Annotated in this window: 12 protein-coding genes; 7 read left to right on the top strand and 5 right to left on the bottom strand. The window is 70.5% G+C overall.

The features are described from left to right. Window positions 1–21 precede the first annotated feature (21 nt). From AC3AGO_RS15565 to fahA, 3 genes are all read right to left on the bottom strand, one after another. Window positions 22–711 carry a hypothetical protein gene (locus AC3AGO_RS15565; protein WP_487820797.1) on the bottom strand — a complete coding sequence of 230 codons (690 nt, stop codon included), beginning with the start codon at window positions 709–711 and terminating at the stop codon, window positions 22–24. Window positions 712–735: 24 nt separating this feature from the next. Next, window positions 736–1,233 carry a hypothetical protein gene (locus tag AC3AGO_RS15560; protein WP_487820796.1) on the bottom strand — a complete coding sequence of 166 codons (498 nt, stop codon included), beginning with the start codon at window positions 1,231–1,233 and terminating at the stop codon, window positions 736–738. A gap of 240 nt (window positions 1,234–1,473) precedes the next feature. Next, a complete protein-coding gene (fahA, locus tag AC3AGO_RS15555; RefSeq protein ID WP_487820795.1) occupies window positions 1,474–2,727 on the bottom strand; it encodes a fumarylacetoacetase in 1,254 nt (417 codons plus the stop codon). Between the two features lie 235 nt (window positions 2,728–2,962). Between fahA and AC3AGO_RS15550 the strand changes: the two genes are divergently transcribed. The 3 genes from AC3AGO_RS15550 to recQ all read left to right on the top strand — a co-directional run bounded on the left by AC3AGO_RS15550 (window position 2,963) and on the right by recQ (window position 8,141). Then, window positions 2,963–4,237: a carboxylate--amine ligase gene (locus AC3AGO_RS15550; protein ID WP_487820794.1), complete on the top strand. Its 1,275-nt coding sequence runs from the start codon at window positions 2,963–2,965 to the stop codon at window positions 4,235–4,237. 125 nt (window positions 4,238–4,362) lie between these two features. Further along, the gene (locus AC3AGO_RS15545) at window positions 4,363–5,577 is read left to right on the top strand and encodes an FAD-dependent oxidoreductase (protein ID WP_487820793.1); all 1,215 of its coding nucleotides are present in this window, start codon (window positions 4,363–4,365) and stop codon (window positions 5,575–5,577) included. A 569-nt stretch (window positions 5,578–6,146) separates the two neighbouring features. Then, on the top strand, window positions 6,147–8,141 hold the full coding sequence (recQ, locus tag AC3AGO_RS15540; RefSeq protein WP_487820792.1) for a DNA helicase RecQ: 1,995 nt from the start codon (window positions 6,147–6,149) through the stop codon (window positions 8,139–8,141). 36 nt (window positions 8,142–8,177) lie between these two features. Here the strand turns inward: recQ and AC3AGO_RS15535 are convergent, their stop codons facing one another. Together AC3AGO_RS15535 and AC3AGO_RS15530 are read right to left on the bottom strand one after the other, a co-directional pair. Then, entirely contained in the window at window positions 8,178–8,543 is a 366-nt protein-coding gene (locus AC3AGO_RS15535) for a DUF397 domain-containing protein (protein ID WP_487820791.1), read from the bottom strand. Next, window positions 8,516–9,370, bottom strand: a complete 855-nt coding sequence (locus AC3AGO_RS15530; RefSeq protein ID WP_487820790.1) for a helix-turn-helix domain-containing protein — start codon at window positions 9,368–9,370, stop codon at window positions 8,516–8,518. The genes AC3AGO_RS15535 and AC3AGO_RS15530 overlap by 28 nt, the downstream gene beginning before the upstream one ends. Before the next feature lie 200 nt (window positions 9,371–9,570). Between AC3AGO_RS15530 and AC3AGO_RS15525 the strand changes: the two genes are divergently transcribed. The 4 genes from AC3AGO_RS15525 to AC3AGO_RS15510 all read left to right on the top strand — a co-directional run bounded on the left by AC3AGO_RS15525 (window position 9,571) and on the right by AC3AGO_RS15510 (window position 10,730). Then, window positions 9,571–9,711, top strand: a complete 141-nt coding sequence (locus tag AC3AGO_RS15525) for a hypothetical protein (protein WP_487820789.1) — start codon at window positions 9,571–9,573, stop codon at window positions 9,709–9,711. Then, window positions 9,708–9,890, top strand: a complete 183-nt coding sequence (locus AC3AGO_RS15520) for a hypothetical protein (RefSeq protein WP_487820788.1) — start codon at window positions 9,708–9,710, stop codon at window positions 9,888–9,890. Before AC3AGO_RS15525 ends, AC3AGO_RS15520 begins: the two co-directional genes overlap by 4 nt. Further along, window positions 9,887–10,237 (top strand): hypothetical protein, encoded by a 351-nt coding sequence (locus AC3AGO_RS15515; protein WP_487820787.1) that lies wholly within the window; start codon window positions 9,887–9,889, stop codon window positions 10,235–10,237. The genes AC3AGO_RS15520 and AC3AGO_RS15515 overlap by 4 nt, the downstream gene beginning before the upstream one ends. Before the next feature lie 124 nt (window positions 10,238–10,361). Then, window positions 10,362–10,730 (top strand): cyclophilin-like fold protein, encoded by a 369-nt coding sequence (locus AC3AGO_RS15510; RefSeq protein WP_487820786.1) that lies wholly within the window; start codon window positions 10,362–10,364, stop codon window positions 10,728–10,730. Window positions 10,731–10,835 lie beyond the last annotated feature (105 nt).

Genomic DNA, 10,835 nt, shown 5'->3' with positions numbered 1-10,835 from the left:
CCCACCCGCGAAAGCGGTACGTCACCGGCCGATTTGAAGCCTCCTGAGCTCTTTCCACTGCTCATCCGTCAGCTGCGGAACGCCGCTGAGCCCGGCGTCACAGGCCCGCCGCCAGGCGGATTCGCTCACGCTCCCGGGCCGTCCCCGGAGATTCAGAAACGGCTCACGCGGCCGGACGAGGATCAAATGCGACGGACGCCCGCGGAGGGCCACCACTCCGCCGAATCGTGGGTCGCCCGCGAAGAGAAAGCCTTCGGCCGAGGCAACGGTCAAGGTCTGTCGCCAGGTCCTTCCCGGAGTGGAGCGCACGGCGATCACGCCGAGGTTCTTCTCCGGGTTGTCCGGGTCCGGCACTTTGAGATGCCGGATGGCCTTCTTCGCCGAGCTTTCGTCGATCTTGAGCGCATGTTTGTGAGTGGCCGATCCGGGCCGCCACGCATACGTCTTGAGGATCGGCCGCATGGTCTTGATCTGCTCCGAGCGCACCGCGCAGGCCACAAGCCCGACGATGGCGGGGATCGCGACGATGAAGAAGGGAGCCGCGGAGACGGGACCCTCGACCTGTTCCCACGCTGCTGTCAGAAGCAGAGGGGGAACGAACATGGCCAACGTCCACAAGGGCAAGCCCCACAACACGCGGCGCCTGATTTTTCTCCATGCGCGGAGAGTCTGAACGTCGTCGAACGCACTGTTGGCCGTTCCGTCCGACACGATGTGTACATCCTCCTTACGGCGTTACTGAGTCGGCAGCCCGCTCGGCAGGGCGCTGGGCTTGCCGCTCTTCACGAGCGTCTGCTTTTTGCCCGAGTCCCAGGTGACAGTCAGCCGCTTGTCCTGGACGCCGGTCACCTTGCCCTTGTCCCAACCGCCGCCGGAACCCTTGCACTTGAGGGCGAAGGAGAGCGGGAAGGCGTCGCCCGTCAGGGTGCCCGCGCAGGACGAGTTCTTCGAACTGCCCATGGTGACCACCTGGTTCTTGGTGATGATCAGCCCCAGCATCTCGGCCTTGCCGGTCATCGCGGCCTTGTCCATCCAGTTGCCCTGGACCTTCTTGGCGTCGCCCGTGGCCTCGCGCGGAGCCTGCGTCGGATCGGGCGGTGTCGGGTCGGACTCCGGCGTCTTCTCCGAAGGCGTCGCGCCGGACGACTTGTCCTCGCCCCCGCCGCCCCCGTCATCGCCACTGCCGCAGCCCGCCAGCACCATTCCGGCCACCGCGACTCCCGCCACCGCCACGGCCGTTCGCCTAGAAGCGCGCACGTGTTCATCCCTCCGTTTGTATTGCAGGCGCATGTCAAGCTACCGCAGCCCCCAGAGCCGCAGGACAACGCCAACGGCCAAGGGTGGGGGAGGGGAAGCGGCGCGAATAAGGGGCGCGGGCAACGGCGCGAGATAAGGGGCGCGGGGAACTGCGCGAACCACACGCGAACCGCAGCCCCCGCACCCAGCGCCCCCTCAAGGCGACAGCCGCCCACGTCATCGCGCCGGCTGAACCACCCCCCGCACCTCCCCGAGCCCAACACGCGAACCCCCACCCGCAACGCCCGGCGCCCAAGCCGAAAGCACGACCTCGTCCCCGTCCTCCAAGAACGTCCGCTCCCCGGAAGGCAGCTTCAAGGACTCCGCCCCACCCCACGTCAGCTCCAGCAGGCTGCCCCGCTCCGACGGCTGCGGGCCGCTGACCGTGCCCGACGCGTACAGGTCGCCCGTGCGCAACGAGGCGCCGTTCACCGTCATATGGGCGAGCTGCTGCGCGGCCGTCCAGTACATGGTGGAGAACGGCGGCTCCGCGATGACGTGCCCGTTCAGGGACACCGTCATCCGCAGATCCAGCCCGCCGGGACGCTCCGCCCCGGAGTCGTCCAGATAGGGGCTCGTGTCGTCCAAATACGGAAAGAGCTCCACATCCCGTACGGGCGGCGCCGTCCACGCGCCGTCCAGCGCGTCCAGCGGGGTGATCCACGGGGACACCGACGTGGCGAAGGACTTGCCGAGGAACGGGCCCAGCGGCACGTACTCCCAGGCCTGGATGTCCCGCGCCGACCAGTCGTTGAGCAGCGTCACCCCGAACACGTGCTCAGGGAAGTCCTCCAGGGGCACCCGGGACCCGAGCTCGCTGCCCGTCCCCACCACGAAGCCGACCTCGGCCTCGATGTCCAGCCGCTTCGACGGGCCGAACAGCGGCGCCTCCGCGGCCCGCGGCTTGCGCTGCCCCTGCGGCCGTACGACGGGTGTGCCGGACACCACGACGGTGCCGGCCCGGCCGTGGTAACCGATGGGCAGATGTTTCCAGTTGGGCGTGAGGGGCTCGCTGTCCGGGCGGAAGATCTTCCCGACGTTCGTCGCGTGGTGCTCGCTGGCGTAGAAATCGACGTAGTCGGAAACCGCGAAGGGCAGGTGCAGCGTCACCCCGGAAAGGGGGCGCAGATACTGCACGACGTCGCCCGCGCGCTCCGGCGCCGTCAGCCACTCGCGCAGTTCCGCGCGCACCGCCCGCCACACCGAACGGCCCGCCGCCATCAGGGGGTTGAGCAGCGGCTGCCGCAGCAGTTCCGCGTGCGGGGAGCGGAACGCCTCCGCTGCCGCGCCCGCGTCCAGTACGGAATCCCCGTACCGCACCCCGATCCGGGGCAGTCCGGGGTCGTCCGGAGTCGTAAACAGGCCATAGGGGAGGTTGTCCGGGCCGAAGGGATCGCCTTCGGAAAGCGCCAGAGGGTTCACGGCGGTCATGCGGTGGTGCCTCGCCTTCGCGTACGTCGCCGGTCAGGAGCCGGATCAGCGTACGGCCGGAACGCGGTGCCACTGAAGAGGCCGTTGACATGGCAAAGACACTGCAATGTCCGGAAACGTCTTGGCGGAATAGGACATTCGGCCTTAGCGTGCTTCGGGGTGTGGTTGGGGAGGGCCTCGTGCGACTGACGTACGAGCCGGGGCCGCGCTCGTATGAGGGGGATGAGTATCCGGTATGGGTGCGCGCTTGGACATCGACCGGTCGGTTCCAGGACTGATCGTGAAAATCGGGAACTACCCGCTGCACCACGGCGGGGTGGGGGCCATCCGGAGTCTGGGGCGCCTCGGCGTGCCCATGTACGCGATCACCGAGGACCGGTGGACGCCGGCCGCCCGCTCGCGCTACCTCAGCGAACCTTTCGTCTGGCCGACCACCGGACGGGAGCCCGCGGACGCGCTGCTCGCGGGATTACGCGCGGCGGGCCGCCGCATCGGCCGCCCAACCGTGCTGATCCCGACCGACGAAGAGGCCGCGGTGCTCATCGCCGAGCACCAGGCCGAGCTGGCAGGGCAGTTCCTCTTCCCGGAGGTGGACGCCGGCCTGCCCCGCCGGGTCGCCAGCAAGCAGGGCCTGCACGAACTGTGCGTGGAGCACGGGGTGCCCTCGCCCGCCGCCGGCTTCCCCGAGTCGTTCGCGGACGTGGAACGCTTCGCGGCCACCGCCCGGTTCCCCGTGGTGGCCAAGAACCGCGAGGCGTTCGTGCGCCGCGAGCGGCCCGCCGTGCCCGGCACCACACGGATCGGGAGCCCGCGTGAACTCCTCGCCCTGGCCCGCGGCTGGGGCGAGCGGCCCGGCGTGATCCTCCAGGAGTATCTGCCGCGGGAGCACGCCGAGGACTGGATCGTGCACGGCTACTTCGGCGAGGGCAGCCAGGCCCGCGCGGCCTTCACCGGCGTGAAGGTCCGTTCCTGGCCGCCGCACGCCGGCATGACGGCCGCCGCGTACGTCGTCGACAACCCCGAACTGGCCGAGCTGTCCGCCCAGTTCATCAAGCGGATCGGTTTCGCCGGCACCATCGACCTCGACTGGCGCTTCGACCGCAGGGACGGGCAGTACAAGCTGCTCGACTTCAACCCGCGGATGGGCGCCCAGTTCCGGATGTTCGAGAACGAGGCCGGCGTCGACGTCGTACGGGCCCAGCACCTCGACCTGACAGGCCGCGCCGTCCCCGAGGGGGAACAGCGCGAGGGCCACCGCTACGTGGTGGAGAACATCGACCCGGCAGCCTGGCTGGCGTACCGGCGCGGGGGATACACCGCGCCGCACGCGCCGGCGCGTGCGACCAGTACGGAGCTGGCCTGGGCGGCGGCGGACGATCCCGCGCCGTCCCTGCTGATGGCGGCGCGGCTGCTGGGGCCCGGTGCGAAGCACCTGTGGCAGCTGTGGAGGAGCACACCCGGGAGCAGCGGCCGGGGGAGCGCGCAGGGGAGCGCGCGAAAGCGCCGGTAGCGCGGAGCCCGGACGCGTCACAGGGGTGGATCCCCCGTACCCGTCAGGGTCCGCCGTCCGGCGGCGAGTTGGAGAGATACGCCCCGTGAGCTCACGGGGCGGTGTGTCCGGGGAGGGACAAAGCAGTGACTGACAACCGACCTGTCGTGGTCATCGGGGCCGGCCCCTACGGGTTGTCGACGGCCGCACATCTGCGGGCGCGCGGCATACCCGTACGCGTCTTCGGCGAACCGATGGTGAGCTGGCGCCACCACATGCCCGCCGGAATGCTGCTCAAGTCGACGCCCGTCGCGTCGAGCATCGACGCACCGCAGCGCGGCAGCAAACTGCTGGACTTCTGCATCGCCACGGGCGAGAAGCGGTACGAGTCGGACTGGGACATCGTCCCCGTCGAGACCTTCGTGCGCTACGGCCAGTGGTTCCAGGAGAAGTTCGTACCGGAGCTGGAACAGGTACGGGTGGTGTCCGTCGACCGCTCCGGCAAGGGCGGCGGCTTCGACGTCAAGCTCGACTCCGGCGAACAGTGCGAGGCGCGGGCCGTCGTCGTGGCCACGGGCCTGGGCGGCTGCTCCCACACCCCGCCGGAACTGGTGGCCGCCACGGAGGACGGACCGTCCCCCTCGGGGCCCGTCTCGCACGTCTCCCAGCACGCCGACATGAGTGTCTTCGAGGGACGCGACCTGATCGTCGTCGGAGCGGGCCAGTCGGCGCTGGAGAACGCGGTGCTGGCCGCCGAGGCCGGCGCCAAGTCCGTACGGGTCGTGGCCCGTTCGGCCGGCGCGGTGCGCTTCGGCGCGCCGCCGGACCGGCAGCCCCGGTTCCGCCCCGAGACGCCGTTCGGGCGGGCGTACTCGCTGTACGTCCTCAGCTACCACGCCCAGCTGTTCCGCCCGCTGCCCGCGCCGGCCCGCGAATATCTCGTACGCCGCGTCCTCGGCCCGCTCGGCGCTTGGTGGCTCCGCGACCGCTTCGTCGCCTCCGGCGTCAACGTCACCCAGGGCCAGGCCCTCCTGCGCAGCCGCTACGACACGGGCTCCCGCCGGGTGGAACTCGCCCTCACGGACGGCAAACGCCTGGAGGCCGACCACGTCCTCGCGGCCACCGGCTACCGAGTGGACCTCGCGGCCCTCGACTTCCTGGGCCACGGCCTCCGCGCCGGCCTCGGCCGCAGCGGCCGCACGGCCGCCCCCCTCCTGGACGCCGGCTACCAGTCCACGGAACGCGGCCTCTACTTCACCGGCCTCCCGGCGGCGGCGAGCTTCGGTCCGGTGATGCGCTTCGTGGTCGGCACGGAATTCGCGTCCCCGCGCCTGGCGAACTCGGCGGCCACAACCACCTGATCCGGGCCTCCGCCCCGAGCCGCCTGTCCCTCCCACCCCTGTTGGGTGGGGTTCCGGGGCACGCCCCTTCCCGCCCCACCCCTACTGGGTGGGGTTCCGGGACGCGCCCATCCCTTCCCCCACCCCTACCGGGCGGGATTCCGGGGCGCGTCCACCCCTCCCCCCCACCCCTGTTGGGTGGGGTTCCGGGGCGAAGGGGCGGACCGGGGCGGAGCCCCGACCGGGGTCCGGGGCGGAGCCCCGAAAGAAACGGGTAGGGGCGGGTCAGGGGCCAACCCCGAAGGGGCGCGGGGCACGGCGGGGCCGGACCCCCAAGGGGGCGCGTACGTCGGGTGCGGGGCGCGAACCCTGCGCGGGTGCGGTCCGGTGCGCCCACCCGTCCCGCCCCTTGGGCGGACCGCCTGCCCGCACCTCGCGCGGACTGCGTGCCGCACCTCGCGCGGACCGCGTGCCCGCACCTCGCGCGGCCCCCTAAGGGGCGCGGCCGCGCGACGCCACGCGCTCACACACAAGAGGGGTCTCAAGGGGGACCCGGGAACGGGGAGCGCGCCGCGGCCTAAGGTGGCGGGATGCACTCCACCGCGGACCCCGGAACGGCCGAGCCCACCGAGCCCCCCGGAACGCCCGAGCACGGCGCCGAGCACGGCGCCGAGGACGGCGTCGGGAACGCCGCCGAGAACGGCGTCCCGGCCGGACAGTCCCCCGCCGCCGTCCTCCACCGCGTCTTCGGCTACGAGACCTTCCGCGGGGAGCAGCAGGAGATCGTCGAGCACGTGACCGCCGGCGGCGACGCCGTCGTCCTCATGCCGACCGGCGGCGGCAAGTCGCTCTGCTATCAGATCCCCGCCCTCGTCCGCCCCGGCACCGGCGTCGTGATCTCCCCGCTGATCGCCCTCATGCAGGACCAGGTCGACGCGCTGCGCGCCCTCGGCGTCCGCGCCGGCTTCCTCAACTCCTCGCAGGATCCCGACGAACGCCGTACGACGGAGGCCCTCTTCCGCGCCGGCGAGCTCGACCTGCTGTATCTCGCACCGGAGCGCCTCCGTACGGAGTCCGCGCGCGAGCTGCTCGCCGCGGGCGAGATCTCCCTCTTCGCGATCGACGAGGCGCACTGCGTCGCCCAGTGGGGCCACGACTTCCGCCCCGACTATCTCGCCCTGTCGCTGCTGGGCGAGCGCTGGCCGGACGTGCCGCGCATCGCCCTGACCGCGACGGCGACCCACGCCACGCACCAGGAGATCACCCAGCGGCTCGGCATGGACCGCGCCCGGCACTTCGTCGCCAGCTTCGACCGCCCCAACATCCAGTACCGGATCGCGCCCAAGACCGATCCGAAGAAGCAGCTGCTGAAGCTGCTCCGCGAGGAGCACCCCGGCGATTCCGGGATCGTCTACTGCCTCTCCCGCAACTCCGTTGAGAAGACAGCCGAGTTCCTGAACAGGAACGGCGTCGACGCCGTCCCGTACCACGCCGGTCTCGACAGCGAGGTACGCGCCGCGCACCAGTCGCGCTTCCTCCGCGAGGACGGCCTCACCGTCGTCGCCACGATCGCCTTCGGCATGGGCATCGACAAGCCGGACGTCCGCTTCGTCGCGCACCTCGACCTGCCCAAGTCCGTCGAGGGCTACTACCAGGAGACGGGCCGCGCCGGCCGGGACGGACTGCCGAGCACGGCGTGGATGGCGTACGGCCTCCAGGACGTCATCCAGCAGCGGAAGATGATCGAGAGCGGCGACGGCGACGAGGCGTTCCAGCGCCGCGCCGCCTCCCATCTCGACGCCATGCTCGCCCTGTGCGAGACGGTCGACTGCCGCCGCGCGCGCCTCCTCACGTACTTCGGGCAGGAGCCGGAGAAGCCCAACTGCGGCAACTGCGACACCTGCCTCACCCCGCCCGAGACCTGGGACGGAACCGTCCCCGCGCAGAAGCTGCTCTCCACGGTCGTACGACTGCAGCGCGAGCGCGGCCAGAAGTTCGGTACGGGCCAGATCGTCGACATCCTCCTCGGCCGCCGCACCGCGAAGATCAGCCAGTTCCGCCACGACGAACTGTCCGTCTTCGGCATCGGCGAGGAGCTCGCGGAAGCCGAATGGCGCGCCGTGACACGCCAGTTGCTCGCGCAGGGCCTGCTGGAGGTCGAGGGCGAGTACGGCACGCTGGTCCTCGCCGACGCGAGCGGCGAGGTCCTGCGCCGCGAACGCGAGGTACGGCTCCGCCGCGACCCGAAAGCCGCGGCGGCGGGCGGCGGCGCCCGCGAGAAGCGGGCCAAGACGGCCCCGGCCGCGGCGGACCTCCCGGAGGAGGCGCTCCCCCTCTTCGAGGCCCTCCGCGCATGGCGCGCCGAACAGGCCCGCGAGCAGGGCGTCCCCGCGTACGTCATCTTCCACGACGCAACCCTCCGCGAAATCGCGACCCAACGCCCGGCGAGTGTCGACGAGTTGGGCGGCATCAGCGGAGTAGGCGAAAAGAAGCTCGCAACGTACGGCGAGGGCGTCCTGGCAGCGCTTTCCGCCCCGGCGGAGGGCGAGGCGGAGGGGGAGGCAGAGGGGGATGGTGCGTCGTAACGTTCGTTGAACGAGCGGTATGACGCAACATGCCCTTCAGTGCGAGCGGACCCCCGCGATGAACGCGCGCCAGGCGGCAGCGCCGAAGACGAGCGCGGGCCGCGCGATGTCCTTGCTGTCCCGGACGGGGACGATGCCGCCGGTGGCGTCGTCCGCGACCTCCAGGCAGGCGCCGCCATGGCCGTCGCTGTAGCTGGACTTACGCCACGGGGCCGCGCCCGGGAAGCCCTCGGCGACTTCCAGGCACTCGCCGCCCTGGCCGTTGCTGTGCCGGGACTTGCGCCAGGTGGCCGCGCCCGGGAAGTCCGAGGCGACCTCGACGCAGGCACCACCCTGGCTGTCGCTGTAGGTCGACTTCCGCCAGCTTGCGGTGCTCAGGTCTCGTCCGAAGGCGGGGGACATGCGGGCCGCTCCTTCATTGTCGCCGCAATCAAGTCCCGACTGTCGTCGAGCGTCAGGGACTTGACCATCAAGCGTTGGTAGATCTTCGCCAACCGATTGACTGCTCGTGGCGACTCTACAAACTCGCCCGATCCCAGCCCAGGGAGGTAGGCGGCATCCGGCCTGTCCGGGAACCCCAGCAGGATGAGGGGTGCGTCGAGCAAGCCATGATGCCCACCTTCAAGTGGGGCGACTTGAAGATCGACATTGGGGCGTCCCGACATCATCAGGAGATGGGCTAGCTGGTCCTGCATCACTGCCGGTTCATCACCGAACGGGCGGAGCAGGACGGTCTCGTCCAGGAGTACCCACAGGTCGAGCGGGCACGGCCCCTCCAGTAGCGCTTGGCGGCTGACCCGTGCTTCGACCTGCTGTTTCAGATCCTCCTCCGTGCTGTCGGGTTGGCCCGCGCGCAGCAACGTATGCGCGTAGGCGGGGGTCTGGAGAAGGCCGGGCACGAGCTGCGGGGCGAAGTACCGCATCGTGTCCGCGTGCTGTTCCAAGTCGATATACCGGCGGACCCAATCGGGGTGCCTGTCTCGATTCATGTGCCACCAGGCGACGTTGATCTCGTCCCCGGCCTTGAGGACGCGGTCGAGGTCTGCCGCCAGCGCCTCGTTCGGAGGGTCCGTCGCGAGTTCGATCTGCGCGATCCGAGTAGGGGAGACGTACACACGCTCGGCCAGATCTTGCTGTGACCAGCAATTTCCCTCGCGCAGCCGTCGGACCTTGGAGCCGAGGGCAGCCGCCAACGATGAACGTGGATCAAGTGACTTGGAGCGGCCCATGGTCTTCCCGATCTTTAATTCGCGATTCTTAAAGATGTCACCCCTAGTGATCGTACGGACACGGCGGAAGCATCGGTGGTGGAACGCCACAACTCACCACCGAGGAACCACACATGAAGCAATCACCCGAAGCTGTGCCCCTCCAAGGCCAGGTAGGCCGGCCCGTCACTGACGAACTGACTGGCCGTACCGGGGTGTTGATGGCCGTCATGTCTGCCGACGAACTGGCCTACACAGCAGGGCTGGAGCATCTGGGCCGTGCACGCTGGGTCGTGTTTCTGCGGCCGCAGGGCGGGGGCCGGGAATGGGTTACGACGCCGGACGCGGTGCGCGGCGCGTGAACGACGCCGAACGCGAGGAACTCCACTCGCGGCTCCGCAAGATGAACGCCGATTCGAGCGGTGACAGGTCCGGCAAGCGGGGGGAGGTACGGCAGTGGCTTCTCGCCTGGGTCTGCTGGGCTGTCATCGTGGCCGTCCTCGTGTACGGACTGCTCGCCGCGCGGCCTGCGCACTCATGACAGCGCTGTTGTCCGCCCTGTTGGCCTGCCTGTTCCCGCCGACGGGAGGCCGTCGTCGCGCCACGGCGCCCACCCCCGCGCCGTCGTACCCCCTCGAAGAGCAGCCCCGAGGGCTGCCCCCGCATCGCAGTCCGTACGCCCAACAGGCAATGGGGGAGCGGCCGTTCATAGCTGACGCGCAGCCTCTCGCGCGCCCGTACCTCGGTGTCCGCGAACACGAGGCGGAGCGCCGTCTCCAGGCGGAACGCCGTATCGCGCTCGAACTGGCCCTGGACGGGATCGATGTGGGCCCGTCCGTCATCCACGGGGTTCACGTCCCCCGTGACTGGCGCCTCCTCTGTGTATGACGCGCGTATGACGCGCACGAGTGGCGCGCGACCGCGCGAACTGTCCGGTTTTCGTCAACTGCGGGCGGGTGACCGTCGGGTAGGGGGTTCACAGGGGGTTCAACAAACTGTTGAATGCTGCCGCATGAGGATCTCCATCGTCTGGCCCGCGGGACGGGTCACCGCGACCCTCGCGGACACACCGACCGCCGCGGCCCTCGAGGACGCGCTGCCGATCGAGTCGTCGGCCAACACCTGGGGCGAGGAGGTGTACTTCGACATCGGACTCGCTCCGGGGCTGGAAGCCGACGCGCGGCAGGTCGTGGAGCCCGGGACCGTCGCCTTCTGGACGGACGGCGACGCCCTGGCGCTCCCCTACGGGCCGACCCCGATCTCGCGCGGCGACGAGTGCCGGCTCGCGGGCCCCTGCAACGTACTCGGGGTCATCGACGGCGACCCCCGCACGCTCGCCACCGTCCGCAGCGGCGACCCGATACGGGTCGAGCGCGCGTAACGGACAGGCGCGCGCAACGGGCAGGACTGCCGGTGGGGCCTTGAGAGGGGGAGGCCCCACCGCGCACACCCCACCGCGCACACCCGTCGCTCACGACCCGCCGCG

The organism is Streptomyces sp. BL1 (assembly GCF_057628045.1).
This window is presented reverse-complemented; position numbering and strand designations above follow the sequence as displayed.